Source organism: Leptolyngbya sp. AN10, from assembly GCF_050565645.1.
In the GTDB taxonomy this organism is placed as follows: domain Bacteria; phylum Cyanobacteriota; class Cyanobacteriia; order Leptolyngbyales; family Leptolyngbyaceae; genus Leptolyngbya.
Map to the genome: position 1 here is coordinate 1 of NZ_JBNXVP010000073.1, position 21768 is coordinate 21768.

The window sequence follows — 21768 nt, forward strand, 5'->3', positions numbered from 1 at the left end:
TCGGTTGCCCGTGTTGAGCCTTCCAGTCTTTCACCCGTCGTTCCACAGTTCTGACCTTGTCGTCATACTGTCCGGGATATAACTCTTGCAGTGCTTCAAACAACGTGATGGGCGTAAGGCGCGGTTCGCGCTCTAACATTGGGAGCAGAGTCGCTTCCCAATGCCCATCGAGTGGACAGGGGCGGGTTTTCCAATAAGAGCGGTCTTCCCCGTTTCGGTCGATGGGTGCCATTGTCAATGCGGCTTGCCGTGCGTCGTGAAATTCCAGCTTTGGCTGCCGAGGTGTGTTGGGATTGCCCCTTTTCCTTCGCGTTCATGTACAGTTGAACCTGTTGATATTTTATTGATGCAGGCACTAGGAGTCTCGATTTGCAGTTGGGACGTATCCTAGTGTCTTTTCTTTGAGGGTCTCGTTTGATCAGAATCACTGTGTTGAACGGTGCGAACACCTTCGGTGCAGCGAAGCTCACTGATCCGGTTTCCAAATGAGAAGGTGATCTCTAAGTTTGAAAATTTAGGATGGGCAATGCAATTGTCGGTTGAGCCAATACAATTGTCGCTCCATACTCTCGCTTCTTTCTGAGGTAAGTTGACAATGCCCTTAAAGTGCATCATCTTTGCTAAAGCATCGAAAAAATTGGTCAGTTTTTCACTTTCGTCTCGCAGTATTCATTGACACCAGGACGATCGACATGGCTAAATTGCTTCAAGTTATCTCCGTGGCTACCCTCAGCTTCGGCGCTGTCTCTGCAACCTCTAGTTTTGCAAGCAGCGCACCTTTACCAGTATTGACACCTGCGAATCCAGCTAATGGTACTTCGAGACCACCGCAACCTCCGCAACCTCTACAACCTCCGCAACCTCTACAACCTCCGCAAATCGAATCTCAATCCTCAACCATTCAATTGCCCTTGTCACCCGGCGATCGCGTTAGACTTTACATTCCTGGGATCGGGGGTGACCCTTTTAACGGAAACTATGTGGTCAGTTTTGATGGCTCGATTAATCTGCCTCTGGTTGGCACCTTGCCTGTGGTCGGACTAGGACCACAACAGGTCGAACAGCGATTAAGTGGTGTATTGCTTCAGAGACGGCTATTTCGACCAGAATTACTTCGGGTCAGTGTTCAGGTGATAGAACTTGCGCCAATTCAAGTGACCGTACTCGGTGCAGCATTTAATCCAGGTCGAATTCTGCTCAATCAAGCTTCAGGTTCAACCGCTTCCGCCACTCCTCCTCCACCCAACCCGGATGGTACAATTCCACCGCCTAACTCGCCAGTCGTTCCAGGTGGGTACTCGCTTACTCGATACCTAACGGCAGCATTAAAGACTGCGGGTGGTGTTCGACCCAATGCCGATCTCAGACAAGTTCAACTTGTGCGTAACGGGCAAACGAGAACGATCGATTTATCGGGTATCTTAAGCGACCAACCGATCAACGATGTGCCACTGATTGCCGGAGATCAAATTGTTGTTCCTGATGCTAAACGCTTTCAGCCTGAGCTTGTTCGTCCAACTCCGATCACTCCCGATCGCATTCCTTTGTATGTTTCAAATCTCACAAGTCCTGGTAGTTCCAGACCTTTAAATGATGTTGAGTATGGCACTCGCCTTTCACAAGCACTGATTGCAGCCCAGTGTATTGGGGGAACTTCTTCAACGAATGCAAGACGAAGAGCCGTGTTGGTCCGTGCAGATACTCGGACTCAACAAGCCGTTGCAACTCAGCGATCGGTCGAAAGTTTAATCAGACAATCAAATCCAGCCAAGACTGATGATCCCTATCTGATGCCGCGTGATGGAATTGCCTGCTATGATTCGACCGTAACGAACATTGGAAGTGTTCTCAATATCTTGAGCAATCTCTTCACTCCACTTGGATTTGTTCGTAGCTTGTTTCGTTAATGTAGTAGCGCATTGCAGTCAAAAGCTGTGCGCTGCTTTTTATGAAGATTGTATGAAGTATAAGTAGCATCATCAGCTTGTTTCGTTCTGGAGAATTTAGTCTGGTTGAAAGCGGCTAATCGCTTTGTTTCGCGCGCCAATGCAACTTAATTCATCGCTTCAGAATTGCTGGCTGTACTTAGCTTCTGTGGTATCTATTAAACCAAACAATTGAACAACTAACGAATTCCGAATTTTGTGATAGAAATACCGATTACAGGTGTTAAGGTTACGGTGATCAGTTCTCGAAAGCTGAATCTTTCGATGCGATGGGCGGCATTCTTTTGAGTCTAGTACAGATGGTTAGAGATAACTCAGGTTTAACCCATGTCAAATCTTCCTATTACACCAGAATCTAGCTCGTCGTCACCTTTATCAATTCGTCAGAAAAAGACGGGTACCAGCAAACCTAGATATTTGCTGTGGGGCGTTCTACTTAATACGGCAGTTTGGGCTTTGGCTTTTCTATATCTGAAGGCTGCTCCTCGAAGCTACACAAGCCAATGGGGTGTGGTTGTGGTTGGATCTAACCCTGGAATTGATGTGACTTTACCTGAGCGTGGACGAACTGCCCCGAATCCTTTCTCTGAGCGACCTTGGATCTTTCAAGATCCAAGAAGTGCCTATAGCTACCTAGCGACAAATCCAGCATTAATCGAAACCGCTGCTAAATCCCTGGACATACCAGTGAATGATTTCGGGAAGCCGGTAGTGAATATAGATAAGGAAAGTGCCGTGATTGCCTTCGAGATGCGCGGAAAAACGCCTGAGCAAGCGCAACAAAAAGCACAGGTGCTTTATGAAACAATGAGAGGTCAAGTCAACCGATTAAGGGAGGCGCAGCTTGCAGAAGATGCTAAAGAAACGCAGCAAACACTTCAGGATGCAAGTCGGCGATTGGATGAAGCGAAGCGGAAACTATCGCAATATCAAAGTCGATCGCTCCTCCAAGCTCCCGATCAAATCAAGCAGCTTTCTACCAATCTAGAAGATCTCTATCGTCAGAAAGCCGAGTTAGCCAGCCAAGATCAAGGGTTAAGGAATCGACTTCAGCAGCTTGGACGGGATGCAAAGGTATCTTCGCAGCAGGCGGGTGCCGCTTACGCACTGACGGCAGACGAAGTTTATAAACAGCAATTTGTCGAGTATGGTCGGCTTACGGCTGAGTATCAAAATGTCGCAGCTCAGCTCGGTCCTGAACATCCGGTAGTTTTGGAGAAAAAATCGGCGGCAACGGGTGCCGCGGCAGCTTTACAACAGCGCGGCTCACTCGTGTTAGGGCGGTCTGTCACACTAAACGAACTCGTTCAAATGGCTCCTGCGGGGGTTGATCCGGGGGTTGCTGAGACTCGAAAGGTCCTTTTTCCTGATATGACAACGAGCCGCGCGAAGCAGCAAGAAACGGCTGCAACCCTTCAGGAGTTGGATCGTCAAATTCAAGGTTTAAAAGCGCGGCTGCAAACCCTATCGCAAGAATCGATCGTGACCGATAGCATTCGACGTGATATTCAAATTTCAGAAGCCATCTTTACCAGCAGTCTCGCGAAGGTCGATGGACAACGCAATATTGATTCGATTTATCCACCAATGCGACTGGTGGCTCAACCTAATTTGCCACGAGAAGCGACTTCGCCGAATTTACAGCTTGCTTTGCTGGGAGGTGTCGCTGGAACAGTCCTGGTGACAACAGGATTGTTGCTCGCTTGGTATGAAAAGCGTCGTCCGAAAGCTGAGTCTGTTTTGTTTGATGCGCGATCGTAATGATAGGGCAGTACTTGAAATTTTTACTGCCGTATCTGTGCGCTACCCGGTGTAAGTTTTATCGCTGAGTCTGTCTATGGGTATTGCTGTCCGCTACATTCGGCAACTCTGTAAGCAGGTGTTGCTCAAGAATTCACAGGAGAGCCGAAAACTCCGCCTGTTTAAAGGAGCGGCTGGCGTGTTCTTGCTGCGAATTACTTACACAGGTTTGACGTTTATTACAGGTGTGTTGCTTGCTCGTGTACTTGGAGTGTTAGGGTTTGGCATCTATAACTATGCTTTGACCTGGACGCTGACCCTAGGTTTGATTGCGAATGTCGGATTTGATAATTTGATCGTTCGCGAAATTGCGACTTACTCAGCTCAGTCAGCTTGGGGATCGGTTCGTGGAATGCTGCGTTATGCAAATCAAGTGGTGTTGTTTTTGTCGATCGCTTTAGCACTCGTCGCGATCGCGATCGCCTGGAAGATTGGAATTGCTGGAAACAATCAAATGTTTTCAGCCTTTTGTGCTGCAATGGTTACTTTGCCGATCGTGGCACTACGGAATCTGACTCGTGGTGCGATCAAGGGATTCAGTCGAGTGACGCTCAGCCTTGTTCCAGAGTTGCTGTTTGCACCGATTCTCTTAATTGTATTGGTCGGTGGATTTTATCTTTTGTTGCCGCAGCAGTTGACCGCAACCTGGGTGATGATTTTTTACGGTGTGTCTGCATTGGTGACGTTGGGAATGGGTGTAATGATGCTAAATCGAGTCTTACCCGTCGAAGCCAAAACCGCAAAGCGAAGCTACCAAATTAAGGCATGGATACACAGTGCCCTGCCGTTCATCTTTTTAGAAGGGCTTTATGCGCTCAATGCTCAGGTTGATATTTTGATGCTCGGTGCTCTGCGTGGTGTAGAAGCTGCTGGGGTATACGTGCCTGTCAGCCGAGGTGCGAACTTAATTGTTTTTGCATTGATGGCAGTGGTGAATGTACTAGCTCCGGTGCAGGCATCACTTTACACACAAGGCAAACGTCAGGAGCTTCAGAGTCTAGTAACTCGAAGTACGGGGGGTGTATTCCTCGCTTCTTTAGCGATCGCACTTCCACTGATTGTATTTGGTCATTGGTATTTAATGTTATTTGGTGCTGCTTTTACTCAAGGTCAGCGTGCTTTAACCATTTTGTGTTTAGGGCAGGTTGCTGCTTCAGTGACAGGGTTGGCTGGACCGTTGTTAAATATGACTGGATATGAACGCTATACGTTGATCAGCGTAGCCGTGGGTGGTGGACTAAATATTGTGTTAAACACATATTTAATTCCGTTATGGGGAATTGAAGGTGCGGCATTAGCAACAAGTGCTAGTATTCTTTGCGGAAATATTACAAACATCGTTTGGGTGAGCAAAAAGCTGGGGATTCATTCCAGTCCCTGGTGATTTTTGCATGGTCGTTTGAAGTTGTTCAGCAGTTGAGAGCTTATTTCTAATGAAGAACAATCCTTTGGTTAGCATTATTATTCCTAATTACAACTATGGACGCTTTCTAAGCGAAGCGATCGATAGTGCGTTGCATCAATCTTACTCGAACGTTGAAGTGGTGGTGGTAGACGATGGTTCTACTGACCATTCGCGCGAGATCATCGCGAACTACGGCGATCGAATTGTTGCAGTACTCAAGCAAAATGGGGGACAAGCTTCTTCGTTTAACGCAGGTTTCGCTGCGAGTCAGGGTGATATCGTTTGCTTCGTGGATGCTGATGATGTATCGATGGCAACCAAAGCAGAACGGATTGTTCGAGTATTTCAGGAGCATCCTAGTTCTCACTGGTGTTTTCATGCCCTGAAGCTTGTAGTGAAGCAATCTGGCGAAGTTTTAGCGACCACTCGCGCTTTTCCAGGCTTAGAGCAAGACTATTCCGCGTACTGCGACTTCCGATCCGACTTGCGCCGAGGACGATTGCCGTTTTACATCCCGTCTACCTCAGCGCTGTGCTTTAAGCGATCGCTGCTTGAGCAAATCATGCCAATTCCTGAGGTTTTAGGCTTGATCGGCGATGAAGATGATGCGTTTTTAAGACATAGTGCGGTGGCGGCTGCACCCGGATACTATCTCAACGAGCCGCTGACTCTCCAAGGCATTCACGGCGCTAATCCAACTAGCGGTAGATATTATCAACCAAAGTTAGATGGTAAGGAAATGATGGCAGCCCGTTTTACAAAGCACAAATTTCCTGAAGCCGCAAATTTTGCCGATCGAGTTTTTTCAAGAGGATTGAGTCGATTTTGGAAAGCAGAACTCGCTCGTAAAACTCGACCGCAACAGCGAGAAGCCTTTCTAGAGTTGATCGAGATTTATCTATCTGAATGTTCCTTTTTGAGCAAGCTGAGAATCTTTCTGATGGCGGTTTATCAAAGTCGTCCCTGGAAGCGTGAATATTCGCATCGATTGTCGTCGTCTTCGTAGAAACGCGATCGCGCTTAATTATCAGTTGTACGTTTTATTCAGTTTCAACAGAGCAATCTATGCTTTCAGTCATTCTCGGCACTGCCGCTAAAGTCACTCAGTCTTATCAAACCGCAAGCAGAACTGGGCAGCTTCCACTATGGCTGATTTCTGCGATCGCCTTTTACATTCCGCTTGAAGATTTTATTGTGGCTTGGTTGCCTGTACCAAGTGCCGTCCGCACTGGAATTCGGTTTATTCCTGAAATCATCATCTACATCACCTTAGCCAGAACGTTATATTACCGTGTGGCGACGGGAAGAGCATTGAGAAAGACCCCGATCGACATTTTAGTGGTCGGATTCTTCGTCGCAAGTGCGATTTCAGTGGTGATTAATCAAGCTTCGATCTTTGGCAGTATCACTGAGTTGCGCTTTAACTGGCGATATCTCGCGATTTACTATACGTTAGCTAACATCGACATTTCGACACAGCAGCTTGGAGCAATTCTGAGAAACCTAAAAGTGATTGGGTTAATTCAGGCTGGATTGGCAACGATTCAGATTGCCATTCCTTCGAGAATCAAGATTGCGATCGCAGCCGGGAACTGTGATAAAGCAGATTTGAAGGGTGCAAGCTGTGGCACGTTTTTTGATAGTGCGCTTTTATCTGGTTTTTTGCTGATTATTATTGCTGTGCATTCAGCGCAAATGTGGACAGTTTCAGACACGCTGATTCCAACCCTCAAAGATGCGGTTAGCTTGTTGATTCTGTATCTTGGCGTGTTTGCTTCAAAAAAGCGAATTGCACTGTTAGTCGCTGCGTTAATTCCCATAGTGGTGCTGTATTTTTTGGGCAAGCGAAGGAGTGTTGCAAAGCTCATCTGGGTAATTGCAGTCGTCGCCGTACCTGTTGTGTTCATTTTGCCAACGATCACATCTGGCAATGTTTCTCAAGCTGAGGAAGGAACGAGCCGACTTGATCTAACCTCTTACTTTGGTGCGATCTTCTCTGAGGAGTATTGGCAGCATAATCTGAGCGCTTCGCGGGGATGGTTTGTTGTCAATATTTCAAATGCGATCGTTTCATCGGGTCGCTGGTTTGGATTTGGACCGGAGCCGAATGCTGTGATCCAAGGAATGAAAGCTATCCTAACTCACTCGGACGATATCGCTAAGCTAGAGCGTGATATTGATGCGTTTGAAGACCCGTATTGGTTCGCGGTGATGGCGTATTTTGGCATCGTGGGTGTGATTTTGTACTGGTTAATCTTGTTTCGGCTTTATCGTGCTTCTCGGTGGCTGATTCGAGTGGCTTCAAGTCGAGCCGAACGATCGCTGGGTGTGATGTTTTGTACGATTACCAGCGTGAGCTTTTTTTACTCGTTCAGTGAGCGACTGTTTAAGTTGAGACCGTTTAGTTTCTATTTTTGGCTGCTGGCGGGTTTAATGATTAGCATGTGTTACAGTCAAGGTCGATCGATGCGAGAGAATAATGGGGTAGGCAGTTTAAATGCTGGGTCTTCAGAAGAGGATTGAGCGAATTGAAGGTTGAGTATGACGGTAAATCAGGTGAGAGCCGCGATCGAAACGATTGAAGCCGTTGCTCGGAGTCGGACGATCATCGGTGTTCCGCTGAACGGTGCTCATCTGCCTTTGATCCCGATTAGCATTAATTTGCTCAAGCTCTCGAAAAAAATCCTCAATCCGATCGTTCAGTTCGCCTCTAAACTGTCCAATTCTGAGCTAATTTCTTTAGAGTTAAACTCCGCGAATCCGGGTCCTATCTATATCCTTACGACCGATCGAACCGTTGGAGTGAGTGATGCTTCAGCGATCGTGAATGTTATTGTCCGACTGTTGTATCCGTATGTGACTGCGATTAATGCCAGCTACTGTAACTTTCCAAACATTCGGAAAGCTGCAACTGCAAATGTTTCTCCAAATAGTCGGATTTTAATTCCCTGGTTTGGGGATCAGTTCGCTTTGGGTGACACAGTGATTGCTGCTGCCGCATTTAACGAGTTAGGCAAAGCGCATCAGAAAATTACGATCGTCACTGACGACGGTTTTGGTGGCATCAAGCCTGAGATATTAAGCCGCGTCATCGAGCCAGAGCTACTCAATGCTAAGAAAGTTGAAATTGCTTTGATCGAACGTGATGCCTATTACAACAATGATCTGCTTCAGAAATCGCAAGAGATATTTAAGCAATATTTAATCGATCACGATGTTGTAATTGCACCATCAAATTACGGTTCAAAAACGAGCGACTCGCTTGCGGGTCTTGAAGCAGTCATGAGTGCTGATTCAACGATCAAAACGTTGATTGGGTTCTTCGATTGGAATGCTGTGGATCAACTGGCAAAGACTGCGATCGCAGAAGAAGTTATCCGTAACGGTGCAAATCTTGTTTTAGCGTATCTTCAAGCACAGTTATCGCTTCGCTTAAGTGCAGACGGCTTAACGAGAAACAATCAATACTTAGTCCCTCGATTCAGAATCGATGCAGATGCGATCGAGCGAAGCAAAATTTTTCTGGATAAGCGAGGATACGATTCAAACAACAGCACTCATGCTTTATTGATCATCGGTGATGTTTCTTCGCATCCCTGCAAAAGATTCGACTTTGAAAAAACCAGACGACTGATCGAACAGTCGATCGATGAAACGAGTCAGCTCGGAAAAAAAGCTTTTATTGCGTTGATTGACCCGAATTCCAATATCAATTCAAACACGATCGACCAACTTAAACCTGAAGTTCGTGAAAAGATAGTTTATTTAGCTGATGCTGATGCCGAAACGATTTCATCCTCCTTAATCATGGCTCAATCGAGATGCACGTTTATTGGACTTGACTCCTACAATAGTCATGCCTTTGGTGCAATCACCAATTATCTTGCTGATAAAGGAATCAAACTCGATCGACAGCAGATTATCCTTTTAGGCTACTGGGGAAATTTAGACAGCTCAACCTGGCTCCCTTCAAGTCGCATTCCCATCCAGGTGATCGACGCGAGAGACGTGAATGACAATCCATTATCCCGACTGTATGAGTTACCGATCGGAGAAGTCGATCGTCTTGGTCATGCAAAAGTTTCAATTTTCACATTGAACTTGAAATGATCGCTCATCGCACTGCTACAGATGGCTTCACTCGTAATTTTGAAGAACTCGCATTCAAGTGAGACAACTCCAAATCTAGGGTAGTCTCACCGTTCAAAAGATCCATAAGATATTGCCCGTAGCTGTTTTTTGCTAACGGCTTTGCCAGCGCATACAGTTGTTCAGGGTCAATATAGCCTTGACGATAAGCAATTTCTTCGATGCAAGCAATTTTGAAGCCTTGTCGCTGCTCTAGAGTCTGAATGAAACTAGAAGCTTGATGCAAGGATTCGTGTGTGCCCGTATCTAGCCAAGCATAGCCACGTCCTAGCAGTTCGACGTGCAGTTGTTCTCGATCGAGGTACAAGCGATTGAGGTCGGTGATTTCAAATTCATTGCGGGCAGAAGGACTCAGTTGAGCCGCGAATTCCGCAACGCGACCATCGTAAAAATAGATTCCTGGTACGGCATAGTTTGATTTCGGATGACTTGGTTTTTCTTCTAAGCTAACTACTCGTCCATCAGCATCAAATTCCACAACGCCATAGTGTTGAGGCTCTGCGACCCGGTAGCCAAAGATCAGTGCTCCTGCATGAAGTTGGGCAGAACGCTGTAGAACCTCGACCAAGCCATGTCCATAAAATAAGTTATCTCCGAGCAGTAGACAAACTGGCTGATGATCGATGAATGCTTCACCGAGAATAAATGCTTGAGCTAAACCTTCAGGGCGGGGTTGCACGGTGTAGCTGATCTGAAGTCCCCACTGGCTTCCATCTCGTAACAGTTGTTGAAATAGAGCGAGGTGTTCTGAAGAACAGATAATCAAAATTTCTCGAATTCCTGCCAACATCAGTGTAGACAGTGGGTAGTAGATCATCGGTTTGTCGTAAACGGGCATGAGTTGCTTGCTTACAACATGAGTGAGCGGATAAAGACGAGTTCCAGATCCACCTGCGAGAATGATTCCTTTCATCGTTGTTCCTCGATTGTTCAAGTTGATTGTTCAAGTTGATTGTTCAAGTGTTTAGTGAGACAGTGTAAGGTCGCGATTTGCGTAATTTTGGTCGATCCACGATTGGTAAGCTCCTGACTGTACTTGCTCGATCCAGATCGGATTATCGAGGTACCACTGAATCGTTTTTAACAACCCACTCTCAAAGCTTTCTTTGGGTTCCCAGCCCAAGTCGCGCTTAATTTTGCTGCAATCGATCGCATATCGTCGATCGTGTCCAAGTCGATCCTTAACAAAGGTGATCAGGGAAGCGTGCTGAAAATTCGGTTTTGGAGCGAGTCGATCGAGTGAAGTACAAATTTGATCCACGACTGCTAAGTTTGATTGTTCATTGTTGCCACCGATCGTGTAGGTTTCTCCAATCTGACTTTGCTGTAATACTTGGTAAATTGCATCACAATGGTCTTCGACATAAAGCCAATCTCGAATGTTTTTTCCGTCTCCGTAAATTGGTAAAGGCTTGCTGTCGAGGGCATTGAGGATTATGAGCGGGATTAGCTTTTCAGGAAACTGGCGAGGACCGTAGTTGTTAGAACAATTCGTTGTAAGTGTAGGAAGACCATAGGTGTGATGATAAGCACGAACGAGATGATCAGATCCAGCTTTTGAAGCAGCATAAGGACTATTTGGAGCATAGGTAGTGTCTTCTCGAAAAGCGGGAGCAGTGGGGCTAAGAGAGCCGAAGACTTCATCGGTGGAAACATGTAGAAAGCGGAACTGATGGCGTTGTTCGATCGAGAGTTGTTCCCAGTAAGCTTTACTCGCTTGCAGCAACTGAAAGGTGCCAATAATGTTCGTATCGATGAATGCCTGAGGATTGAGAATCGAGCGATCGACGTGGCTCTCGGCAGCAAAGTTAATAATGGCACTCGGTTGATATTGATTCAGTAAGCGTTGTAGCAGATTAGAATCAGCGATATCGCCTCGCACAAAAGTATACCCGTGATCTTGCTGGAGTTGCGAAAGAGTCTGTGGGTTGCTGGCATAAGTGAGTTTGTCGAGGTTGACGATATTTGCCCATTGTTGCGTTCGTGCTTTCAACACAAAGTTTGAGCCAATAAAACCAGTGCCGCCAGTGACAAGAAATGTTTGCATGATTCTAGTATTCGATTAAATATCAACAATTGTCCTACTGCGCTTAACCTAAGCGATTCGAGCTTAAGATTCCCAACTAATAAGCTCCTTTCTGGAGAAGTAATACCGTTACGGTTCTCCAGATCAACACGAGATCATACAGAGGAGTCCAAGCCGCTTGGTACTTCAAATCTAAATCGACAATTTCCTCGAAACTTTCGATCGTCGATCGACCATTAACCTGCCACATCCCAGTGATCCCAGGTTTGACCATTAATCGATGCCAGTGGCGCTCATTATACTGAGCAACTTCGTCGGGTGTTGGGGGACGGGTTCCGACTAAGCTCATTTCACCCCGGAGAACATTCCAAAATTGAGGAAGTTCATCTAAGCTCGTCCTGCGTAAAAACCTTCCAACACGAGTGATGCGCGGATCATTGCGATTCTTGAAAATTGCTCCTTTAGCTTCATTCTGAATCGTGTGCTTTAGCTGATCAGCATTCTCAATCATGGTGCGAAATTTGTAGAGTGTAAAGCAGCATCCTCCTAATCCACAGCGTTGTTGCTTATACAAGATCGACCCAGAACTATCCAGTTTAATCATGCTGGCAATTGGTAAGAAAGCGATCGCCAAAAATGCTAAACCAACCAAGCTTCCGACCAAATCAATCCAGCGTTTTGTAATGGATTTGGCTGAAGGATGAAATTCAGATTGTGCTTGCAAAAATTTCATAGAACAGTAGTTACCTGTATTTAGAACGTGTTTGAATTTATAATTCTCGCTTGAAAGAAACACTCAGGTTTCTTTCGTGAAATATCACTGTGATCGTTTTTCAATCTGTAGCAAATCAAACTCACTATCCTTAATAACGGATTGATAAAACAGAAATTCAACGAAATATACGCCCATCATGTTCGTTTTGAAACAACAATCTTTAATCTAGGGTAAGCGTGTTTTGGTACATTCAAAAAAATAACAAATGTGGCTAAAATCAGGAAAACTGTAATTCGATAAACCCTTTTTCAAATGATAATAATTTCTTCATTCGGTATAGCTTTGTACATCAACTTTAAAGAGCGCTAAACTCGCATACAGAAGGCGTTCTGGCAAGTTAATTAGACAGATATACCGATGAATTGAAGAAATTTAAATGTCCGAAAGGTCTGAACTCAATACTGATTAATTCAGTAGATACTTCCTTTTTTCTGTCAATAACTTGGAACACTGTCTCCTTGAAAGTATTTCAACAGATTCTTTAAATTGAATTAGACTTCATAGAAACTTTAAAAATAAAAAAGTGCCTTGACGAATTTTTTTCAGACAGTTAGTGTGATCGGGAGTATCACCGTCGATGAGTTTCGTGAGCAGTAAATTCGCTCAAATTACTAATAGCTTTTCACCCGTTTGTTAAGTCATGATTCTATGACTTTGTGGTCATTTTGTTTTAGAAAGTGTTTGCAATTGTGCCGGTAAAACTGTTGCAATCACTAGCTTTTGCAAAGAATTTCTTCTCAATTAATTTTCGCTTCAGCACCGATATGAGGTGGTAGAAACGTATGGAAATTGACAAAACATTATCGATTTTGGGTTGCCGGGGAATACCTGGAAATTACGGCGGCTTTGAAACTTTTGCTGAACGCCTAGCGCTTTACCTAACAGAAAAAGGTTGGCTTGTTACTGTGTATTGCCAGTCTGACACGGTCCAGCAGATCAGCGAAGAATACTGGAATGGGATTCGTTTGATTCAAGTTCCTAGCTCTGACTCTGGTGCTTTAGCCTCTGTTCTATTTGATTGGAAAGCAGTCGCACATGCGGCTCGTGAGAGCAAGCTCGTGTTAACTCTCGGCTACAATACAGCCATATTTGGGCTTGTATATTGGGTTAGCAGGGTTGCAAACCTCATCAACATGGATGGCATGGAGTGGCGCAGGCAAAAATGGAAGTTGCCTGAGAAACTTTGGCTTTATATGAACGAGTGGTTAGGCTGTTGGATTGGCACCCATCTGATTGCCGATCATCCTGCAATTAAGGAACATCTTTCTTCTCGTGTAGCAAAGCAAAAGATTACTGTCATCCCCTATTGTGAAGATCCGGTTGAGGAAGCTGATGCAGCCCTGCTCAAACCCTACAATCTGGTGCCAAATGAGTATGTATTAATCATTGCTCGTCCTGAACCAGAGAACCATATTTTAGAGATTGTTTCTGCTTTTTCTAGTCACCCACGCGGCTACAAGTTAGTCATACTGGGCAACTACCGTCCTAAAAAATTCCCGTATCATCAGCAAGTGGTTAAAGCAGCAGGCGAGGAAGTTGTTTTTCTGGGAGCAATCTACGATAAAGCTTCTGTTGCAGCTTTAAGATACTATGCGCGTTTATACGTTCATGGTCATGCAGTGGGTGGAACAAATCCGTCATTAGTCGAAGCATTGGCGGCGGGATCAGCCGTTTTAGCTCACAATAATCCGTTTACACGCTGGGTTGCTGGACCAGGAGCGCACTACTTTAACCATATTTCTGATTGTTCTACTCAGTTCGATCGATTGTTAGACGATTCAGAAGAGTTACAACGAATGAGGCAGGCAAGTCTTGTTCGCTATTGGGAAGAGTTTTCAGAACAGCGAGATTTGAAAGCTTACGAAGCTTTGTTGACGCAGTATGCGGTGCGATCGCCATCCGAGCAGTTGCCAGACAAAGCCGATCAATTACCGGAAGTTGTCCAATCCTCGATCGAGAAGTAGCTCAGAAGAAAGCGAAGCAGGAGTGTTTTTATGATTGTTCGTTCAAGAGCGCCATTGAGGTTAGGCATTGCAGGCGGGGGTTCTGATGTCTCTCCGTATTGCAATCAGTATGGTGGACAGGTTTTGAATGTCACCATCGATCTGTATGCCTACTGCACGATCGAGATAGGTTTAGAAGATAAAGTCGTTTTTGTCGCTGCCGATCGCCAAGAAGCCGATATGTTTGATCTTCAGCCTGTCTTGGAATTTAACGGCAGGTTAGATTTGCATAAAGCAGTCTACAACCGAATCGTAAAGCAGTTCAATCAGAATGTGCCTCTCGCGCTGAAGCTAACCACTTACTCTGATGCTCCAGCAGGTTCTGGGCTGGGATCATCCTCCACGATGGTGGTGGCAATGGTTACAGCTTACGTCGAGTGGCTGAAGCTTCCCTTAGGTGAATATGAAGTGGCTCGCCTTGCTTACGAGATTGAGCGGTTAGATTTAGGGCTAAGTGGAGGTAGACAAGATACCTATGCTGCAACATTCGGCGGCTTTAATTTTATTGAATTTCACGGCGATGAACGGGTGATTGTCAATCCGCTGAGAATCAAAGATTGGATGATTAATGAGCTAGAAAGCTCGCTCTTACTTTATTACACAGAAGTTTCACGGGAGTCTGCAACAATCATTGATGAACAAATCAAAAACGTGAAAGTCGGGGATGCTGAAGCGCTAGAAGCAACCCATCAGATCAGACAAGATGCTGTGCTGATGAAAGAAGCCGTTCTCAAAGGCAGCATGAAAGACATTGCCAAAATTTTAGGGCGATCGTGGGAAGCAAAGAAAAAAATGGCGCGAGGTATTACTAGCGGACAGATCGAACACGCTTACGAGATTGCAATGTGTAGCGGAGCTTATTCTGGAAAAGTATCAGGTGCAGGCGGGGGTGGTTTCATTGTGTTCATGACGCATCCAGAACAAAAAATGAACGTGATCAGAGCACTCAACAATTTAGAAGGAAGAATTACAAATTTTCATTTCACTGAACGCGGTGCTCAATCTTGGGTGGTTTAGTGCTGAGCAACGCCTTCTTTTGGCATGTCTTTATAAAAACATACAGTCCAGCTTCTAACTCTATCGGTACTTCAATCATGAGCAATTTAGTCCTTGACTCGATCCAGAACGAGATTCGTGAATCTTATAAGGTTAAGCAAAAGCTGTTAGAGGATTTTGCAACAGTCTCTACCATTCACCAAGTCGCTCAGAAATGTATTGAAGTTTACGGAAGAGGCAACAAAACCTTGATAGCTGGCAATGGCGGCAGTGCTAGTGATGCTCAACATATGGCAGCGGAACTATCCGGTCGATTTAATTTCGATCGACCTGGCATTCCCTCGATCGCACTTACCGGAAATACTTCAATGCTAACGGCGATCGGGAACGATTATGGATACGATCGCATTTTTAGTCGCCAAGTCCAGGCAAATGGTGTTCTAGGCGATCTTTTTATCGGAATTTCAACATCGGGAAAATCTCTCAACATTGTGAGGGCGGTTGAGGCTTGCAAAGAAAAAGGAGTTATTTCCGTAGGTCTAACCGGGATGGCAGGCAACAGGCTGGCTGAACTGTGTGATTACTGCATTCGAGTGCCATCTTCTAACACAGCTCGAATTCAGGAATGTCACATTTTGATTATTCACATTATTTGCTCAGTGGTCGAGGAAGCTTTGTTTGGTGAAGCGCGTCTTCTTCACGAATTGGTTTAGCGTCAGGGGGCTGCCTTGTTAGATTTTTATACTCTTGAACTTGATGGAAGCTATTATTCTCGCAGGTGGACTTGGAACTCGCCTTAGAACTATCACAAATGGACTCCCTAAGCCGATGGCTCCGATGGGTTCTGAGCCATTCTTAGCTGTGCTACTAACTTACTTAGTGAAACAAGGGGTCGATCGAGTCATTTTATCCGTGGGATACAAGTACGAAGCGATTCAATCTTATTTTGGTGATTGCTATTCTTCTTGTAAGCTCACGTACTCGATCGAACATGATTTATTAGGAACAGGAGGAGCAATTCGACAGGCATTGCAGCACACTCAAGCAGATCCGGTTTTAGTCGTGAACGGGGATACGCTGTTTGAAATTCCCCTCAATCGGATGCTCAGCTTTCATCTAGATCATCAAGCAGATCTGACACTGGCGCTCAAGCCGATGTTGAACTTCGATCGGTATGGAAATGTTGTGCTTTCAAACACACAGATTGTTCGATTTGAAGAAAAGCAGCACTGTATTCAAGGCAACATCAACGGTGGAGTGTACTTAATCAATCGGACACTCTTCGAGCGGTTTAATTTGCCAAGCAAGTTCTCTTTTGAAACTGATTTTCTACAGCGCTATCTTGATCAAATTCGGGTGCATGGCTTTTCGTGCAGTGAATACTTTGTTGATATCGGAATTCCTGAAGATTATCAGAAAGCGCAAAGGGAAATAGGAGTCCGAGCATGAAGGCATTGTTCTTAGATCGAGATGGTGTGATTAATCAGGAAAATGGTTATGTCTACCGCATCGAAGACTTTCAGTTTATCGATGGCGTTTTTGAAACTTGTGCTTTCTTTCAAAGACAGAATTACTTGCTAATTGTGATTACGAATCAGGCAGGAATTGCTCGTGGCTACTACTCAGAAGCAGAGTTTCACACATTGAACACCTGGATGATTCAGCAATTTCTCGATCGAGGAATTGAAATCGCTCAAACTTACTATTGCCCAAATCATCCAACACACGGCATCGGTCAATATCGTCAAGCCTGTCAAGACAGAAAACCTCATCCAGGAATGCTGCTTCGAGCACAGCGCGATTGGGGAATTGATTTGGAACAATCGATTTTAGTTGGAGACAAAGAAAGCGATATTCAAGCTGGATTAGCAGCCCAAGTCGGTTTGAATGTTCTAGTGCGATCGGGTCATCCGATCGATGAACTGAACACGCAAGCCAATGCAGTGATTGATTCTATTCGCGACCTACCCCAATGGGTGTCACAGCCATTGATGTCGTTCGGAAAGCAATCAACCTTAGCGGGACACTAATTCTCTGCTACGACCCGATCGAATTTCATTCACCTTTGAACATTATGACGATTGCTTTAGTTGCTCACTACTTAGGACCCAAAATGGGGATTGGGGTTTATATCGATCGATTAGTTCCGCCGCTGGTGCAACAATTAAACGATCGCGGGATTGATGTCAAAATCATTAGCTCGCCGAATGCGTTTAACAACACGCCAGCTTTGCAAAAGCTAGAATCGATCGTGCAAATTCTGCCCGCGCTCGATGATTCTCCAATGAAGCGCTACCTTTGGATGTGTACTCACTTCTCTCAGTATTGCAGCCAGGAAAAGATCGACACAGAAAAAATCGACACAGTAGTTTGGCTTTCTAATCCAGTCATTTTGCCTTGGCATCCTCGATCGATTGCTGTGATTCATGATGTGAACGAGTGGAAAGCAAAAGATAAATATGGGTCTCGCTTGAAAACGAGCTTGCGCTCTCTGATCTATTTAGAGTCTTCGATTCGGTTTGCTGACAAGATTATTTTAGTCAGCAAAGCAACCGAAGCGGATTTGCTTCATTTTCGTTCTGGGTCTCGACTTTGGGAGAAAGTTAAAACGATTCCAAACGGAGTTGATTCACCGTTAGCAGGACTCATTCCAGCACTAATCGATGCGCCAACAACCCCGTTTCTCTTGTCCGTCGGTCGAATCGATCCGGTTGGGAAGCGATTACCAGAAGCGGTTGCACTGGTGAAGGCTTTAAGAGAGCAGACCCAACAGCCCTGGGAATTACATCTTGCAGGCGGCATGAACGCGACCACTCAGCAAGCTGGAGAACAGTTTTTACAGTCGATCGAGACCATTCCCTGGGTGCACTATCAGGGCTACATGGACGATCGAGAATTAGCAGCTTGGTATCAGCATGCAACAGCCGTTGTGTTTTTATCAGAGCATGAAGGATTTGGCAGTCCAGTAGCTGAGGCTGCTTCTTTCGATCGCCGTGTCATCGTCAGCAAAAATAATGTAGCGACACAGGAATCTGGTGGTGATGCGGTGATTCCAATTGATCCAGAGGAGTTGCAAAGTGCAGCCGTTAAAGTTTTGCGTGAGCTTGAAGCCAAGGAGCAGCGCGATCGCGCACCGTCTACTTCTCTCTACACGTATGCAAAGGCAGCCACAACTTACACCGAACTGATTGCTTCAATGTCGGGTTGCTGATCTCGATCGCAGTCCGAATTTTGCTACCGCTCAACGATTGTTTACCAGGTAATTTAGTGTTGGCACTAGAACAATGAATGTCATCCCAACTAAAATTCCAGACGTATTGATTCTCGAACCTCGTGTATTTGGAGATGAACGAGGATTTTTCTACGAAAGTTATAACGAAGTAGAATTGTTAAAACAGGCGGGAATTCACGATCGCTTTGTGCAGGACAATCATTCTCGATCGGCTCGCCATGTTCTACGCGGATTGCATTATCAAATCAAGCAGACCCAAGGAAAGTTAGTCAGAGCTGTGATTGGCGAAATTTTTGATGTTGCGGTTGATCTTCGCAAAGATTCAGCATTTTTCGGAGAGTGGGTCGGCGTTCGGCTCAGTGCTGAGAACAAACAGCAGATCTGGGTTCCGCCCGGATTTGCACATGGATTTTTAGTGCTATCAGAGTTTGCCGAAGTCGTCTACAAGACAACGGATTTTTATTCTCCATCGGATGAGCGCTGTTTGTTGTGGGATGACCCTGAAATTGCGATCGACTGGGCACTGGATGGAGATCCGCCGATCCTGTCAAGTAAGGATCAATCTGGCAAAAAGCTAAGAGAAGCTGAGGTATTTGCATGGTCAAGATCCTACTAATCGGTGCAACCGGACAAGTTGGCTGGGAGCTTCAACGAACACTCAGCACGCTTGCCGAGCTTGTTTGTGTGAGCCATGCTTCAAAGGGATATCGATCGATGAATCTCACTAAGAGCGATCGTATCCGTGAAGTCATACGTGAAGTTCAACCCACGCTGATTGTAAATGCTGCCGCTTATACCGCAGTTGACAAAGCAGAGACAGAGCCAGAGTTAGCTATGACCGTGAACGGAAAAGCACTCCAGATTATTGCTGAAGAAGCAAAGCGGTTGAATGCTGGCGTGATTCATTACTCGACGGATTATGTATTCGACGGGACGCAAACAGCACCTTATGGTGAAGCAGCTCGACCAAATCCGCTCAATGTCTACGGTAAAACAAAGCTCGCGGGCGAGCAGGCGCTTGCAACGATCGAGGTCCCTTATTTGATTTTTAGAACCAGTTGGGTTTACGGGTTGCGGGGTAAAAATTTTCTGCGAACGATGCTGAAGCTGGCTCAGGAACGCCAAGAATTGAAGATTGTCGCAGATCAAATTGGCGCACCAACTTGGAGCCGCACGATCGCTGAAGTCACGGCTCAAATTGTAGCTCAAGCAAAGCCAGATCCAACTCGTTTTCTCAATGACTATCAAGGCATCTACCATCTGACATCAACTGGACAAGCCAGTTGGTACGAGTTTGCAAAAACAATCTTTGAGCTAACCAAAAGCTTCGAGCAACAAGCGATCAAAGCAGTGCTCCCGATTTCATCCGAGGAGTATCCAACTCCCGCCAAAAGACCCCTTTACTCCTCGCTTGATCTGACTAAAATTTCTCAAACGTTTAATCTTCAGCTACCAAACTGGCATCAAGCTTTAGAACTGGTGTTATCAGAGTGGAACGATCGTTAATAGACTTCCTGCGAATGCCCACCGAATTCTATTCGCAAGGGCATTCGAGGAAATCCAATCATGCAACCAGTAGCCCGATCGACCGAGCTGGAAGTTTAACTTGGTGCAGCCTGCGAGGAATCTTGCTAGAAACCTTGCCTTTTTCAGTGATCGTGTTAACGGTTACATTTCTTCTAAAGGGCGGCTGAGAGATCGAGATTGTTTGCTCGTTCTGGGTCAAATTGAACAGAAGCATCGATCGCTCAGTCGCGTTGCTAAACAACCAAGCGAACACACCCTGATATTTTTGATTCAGCATCGTTTCCTTCGAGGATTTGGGTCCGTAGTAAACAGCAGCAGTCATCCCTTTCATCGCTTGCCCAAATAGTTGCAACACTCGTCCAGGCTGTGACAGGGATAAATCTTCTTTCAGTGCGCCGAACTGACCTTTATACAAGCCGTGAAAGTTGGTCAGCGTGACTTGTTCATTCCGCAATTGCTCATTGAGAAAAGCAGCGATGTATAAAGCCTGGTTCCAAGTGTCATACCATTTGCCTTCACCGCTCCCGTCGATGTTGTATTCGGTAATCCACAGCTCAACGTTCTTTCTAAAGTTCGGGTTTTTGAAATGCTTGAGAAACGTATCGTTCAGGGTGTAGTACCAACCATCCAAGCCTTTAGTAATAAAATCATCGGTCGAGACTGCTCCAGGAGAATTGGCACTGGTGTCGTAGTAATGATGCAGTGTCAGTGCATTTGCCTTGTCTGAACCGAAAAGCTGATCCAAGCTTGCGTCTAAATCAAGATTCCACTCTTTTTCTCGTCGATACTGCTGATACGGAGGAGAAGCAGCACCAACCAGCGCAACTTTATAGTTCCCTTGCAAATTCTTGCGAAGTTCACTAATCCACCATTTCATGTCTGAGATGTAAGCCTTGGAAGTGTTGTATTTTGCGGTATATCCCGCTTGATTTTTATAATCATCCGGCTCAGCAATCAAACTTTCCTGCCACTTCGCAGAGAGTTCATTTCCAAGCTCTACATACTTTAACGGCATTCCCAGATTCTGCCAGTATTTCAGCATCTTGATCTGATATTCGGGTCTACCAGCACCGACTCCTTCATTGTCTGTCACCACGTTGAGATTGAAAACAACCGAGGCTTTTGCTGCGATCGCGGCTTTGTGCAAATTCTCGACGGTATACGCTTTATCCTTCAACTCAAATAGATTGCCCATCCACCAGGGAACCATGAATTTACGAGTGTCTAGCGTCGTGTCAAGATGCCCAACTTTCCAGTCCCAATAGTTTGCAGGAGAGCCGTCCGGATACCGAATTGTTCCAGGACTGAGGGTGGTAAAGGTTTGCAATAATTTAGCATCGTCCCACGGATTTCCTTTCCACAGTAGATGAGTATCTCCGTTGTACCCGATGAAGTCTGGATAGATCGATCGTGATTTTTGAGGCAGCAGCAGCAAGTTATCTTTAGCATCAACAAAAACAGGCTGATCCATGGTCACTGTGATGAGAAGAAAAGATGCTAGGCATAAGAGACAAAAAAGTCGTTTCATAACTAGAGTCCTACTGTCTTAGTATTACAGTTCTAGATATCTTTTCAGGTTCTGAAAGCGTTGTTTCATTGTCCCAATCTTCAGGATTTTTTGGGATTAGAGTGCCAAAATAAGCCTAGAAATTGCTCATTTGGACTATCTGCAACTGTAATATAGCAATCCTACCTGAGATATGAAAGCTGGGAAGACTGAGGCAAGAACAATGACCTCACCAACCGATGCAAGCTGATCTCAAACAGTTTATCTCTCTTCGCGGAATATCCCATCCGCCATGCGGTGGGGATGGATAGCGACGGCGCGGTAGCGCCAATCTCTAGGATATCAATGCAGAAAGACTCTCAACGCATCTTATGATGAATATGCTATCATAAGACTATCGTG

Annotated in this window: 18 protein-coding genes and 1 pseudogene; 14 read left to right on the forward strand and 5 right to left on the reverse strand. The window is 45.4% G+C overall.

Annotation, left to right across the window (positions count from 1 at the left end; all coding sequences use genetic code 11):
- Nucleotides 1-356: pseudogene (locus ACQ4M5_RS40240) on the reverse strand (IS21 family transposase); the annotation flags it as partial.
- A gap of 336 nt (nt 357-692) precedes the next feature.
- Between ACQ4M5_RS40240 and ACQ4M5_RS40245 the strand changes: the two are divergent.
- The 6 genes from ACQ4M5_RS40245 (at nt 693) to ACQ4M5_RS40270 (ending at nt 9261) form a co-directional block, all read left to right on the forward strand.
- Nucleotides 693-1907: a polysaccharide biosynthesis/export family protein gene (locus ACQ4M5_RS40245; RefSeq protein ID WP_430681416.1), complete on the forward strand. Its 1215-nt coding sequence runs from the start codon at nt 693-695 to the stop codon at nt 1905-1907.
- A 366-nt stretch (nt 1908-2273) separates the two neighbouring features.
- Nucleotides 2274-3707, forward strand: a complete 1434-nt coding sequence (locus ACQ4M5_RS40250) for a hypothetical protein (protein WP_430681417.1) — start codon at nt 2274-2276, stop codon at nt 3705-3707.
- A gap of 76 nt (nt 3708-3783) precedes the next feature.
- Nucleotides 3784-5130 carry a flippase gene (locus tag ACQ4M5_RS40255; RefSeq protein WP_430681418.1) on the forward strand — a complete coding sequence of 449 codons (1347 nt, stop codon included), beginning with the start codon at nt 3784-3786 and terminating at the stop codon, nt 5128-5130.
- 49 nt (nt 5131-5179) lie between these two features.
- Entirely contained in the window at nt 5180-6157 is a 978-nt protein-coding gene (locus ACQ4M5_RS40260) for a glycosyltransferase family 2 protein (RefSeq protein ID WP_430681419.1), read from the forward strand.
- A gap of 59 nt (nt 6158-6216) precedes the next feature.
- Nucleotides 6217-7674 carry a hypothetical protein gene (locus tag ACQ4M5_RS40265; RefSeq protein ID WP_430681420.1) on the forward strand — a complete coding sequence of 486 codons (1458 nt, stop codon included), beginning with the start codon at nt 6217-6219 and terminating at the stop codon, nt 7672-7674.
- A gap of 18 nt (nt 7675-7692) precedes the next feature.
- On the forward strand, nt 7693-9261 hold the full coding sequence (locus tag ACQ4M5_RS40270; RefSeq protein ID WP_430681421.1) for a hypothetical protein: 1569 nt from the start codon (nt 7693-7695) through the stop codon (nt 9259-9261).
- Between the two features lie 4 nt (nt 9262-9265).
- Here ACQ4M5_RS40270 and rfbA read toward each other — a convergent pair whose 3' ends face one another.
- The 3 genes from rfbA to ACQ4M5_RS40285 form a co-directional block, all read right to left on the reverse strand.
- Entirely contained in the window at nt 9266-10213 is a 948-nt protein-coding gene (gene rfbA, locus ACQ4M5_RS40275) for a glucose-1-phosphate thymidylyltransferase RfbA (protein ID WP_430681422.1), read from the reverse strand.
- Between the two features lie 51 nt (nt 10214-10264).
- Nucleotides 10265-11347 (reverse strand): dTDP-glucose 4,6-dehydratase, encoded by a 1083-nt coding sequence (gene rfbB, locus ACQ4M5_RS40280; protein WP_430681423.1) that lies wholly within the window; start codon nt 11345-11347, stop codon nt 10265-10267.
- A 76-nt stretch (nt 11348-11423) separates the two neighbouring features.
- Nucleotides 11424-12059 (reverse strand): sugar transferase, encoded by a 636-nt coding sequence (locus tag ACQ4M5_RS40285; protein ID WP_430681424.1) that lies wholly within the window; start codon nt 12057-12059, stop codon nt 11424-11426.
- An 824-nt stretch (nt 12060-12883) separates the two neighbouring features.
- On the opposite strand from ACQ4M5_RS40285, the gene ACQ4M5_RS40290 reads away from it, so the two are divergent.
- The 8 genes from ACQ4M5_RS40290 (at nt 12884) to rfbD (ending at nt 19838) form a co-directional block, all read left to right on the forward strand.
- Nucleotides 12884-14065 (forward strand): DUF1972 domain-containing protein, encoded by a 1182-nt coding sequence (locus ACQ4M5_RS40290; RefSeq protein ID WP_430681425.1) that lies wholly within the window; start codon nt 12884-12886, stop codon nt 14063-14065.
- A 30-nt stretch (nt 14066-14095) separates the two neighbouring features.
- Entirely contained in the window at nt 14096-15121 is a 1026-nt protein-coding gene (locus tag ACQ4M5_RS40295; RefSeq protein WP_430681426.1) for a hypothetical protein, read from the forward strand.
- Between the two features lie 77 nt (nt 15122-15198).
- Complete coding sequence (locus ACQ4M5_RS40300) at nt 15199-15813, forward strand: D-sedoheptulose-7-phosphate isomerase (RefSeq protein WP_430681427.1); 615 nt, start codon at nt 15199-15201, stop codon at nt 15811-15813.
- 43 nt (nt 15814-15856) lie between these two features.
- Nucleotides 15857-16549, forward strand: coding sequence for a nucleotidyltransferase family protein (locus ACQ4M5_RS40305; protein ID WP_430681428.1), 693 nt, complete (start codon nt 15857-15859; stop codon nt 16547-16549).
- Nucleotides 16546-17130 (forward strand): D-glycero-beta-D-manno-heptose 1,7-bisphosphate 7-phosphatase, encoded by a 585-nt coding sequence (gene gmhB / locus ACQ4M5_RS40310; RefSeq protein WP_430681429.1) that lies wholly within the window; start codon nt 16546-16548, stop codon nt 17128-17130. The genes ACQ4M5_RS40305 and gmhB overlap by 4 nt, the downstream gene beginning before the upstream one ends.
- Nucleotides 17073-18311 (forward strand): glycosyltransferase, encoded by a 1239-nt coding sequence (locus ACQ4M5_RS40315; RefSeq protein WP_430681430.1) that lies wholly within the window; start codon nt 17073-17075, stop codon nt 18309-18311. Before gmhB ends, ACQ4M5_RS40315 begins: the two co-directional genes overlap by 58 nt.
- Before the next feature lie 73 nt (nt 18312-18384).
- Nucleotides 18385-18948 (forward strand): dTDP-4-dehydrorhamnose 3,5-epimerase, encoded by a 564-nt coding sequence (gene rfbC / locus ACQ4M5_RS40320; protein ID WP_430681431.1) that lies wholly within the window; start codon nt 18385-18387, stop codon nt 18946-18948.
- The gene (gene rfbD / locus ACQ4M5_RS40325) at nt 18930-19838 is read left to right on the forward strand and encodes a dTDP-4-dehydrorhamnose reductase (RefSeq protein ID WP_430681432.1); all 909 of its coding nucleotides are present in this window, start codon (nt 18930-18932) and stop codon (nt 19836-19838) included. Before rfbC ends, rfbD begins: the two co-directional genes overlap by 19 nt.
- A 58-nt stretch (nt 19839-19896) precedes the next feature.
- Here rfbD and ACQ4M5_RS40330 read toward each other — a convergent pair whose 3' ends face one another.
- Nucleotides 19897-21330 carry a hypothetical protein gene (locus tag ACQ4M5_RS40330; protein ID WP_430681433.1) on the reverse strand — a complete coding sequence of 478 codons (1434 nt, stop codon included), beginning with the start codon at nt 21328-21330 and terminating at the stop codon, nt 19897-19899.
- Nucleotides 21331-21768 lie beyond the last annotated feature (438 nt).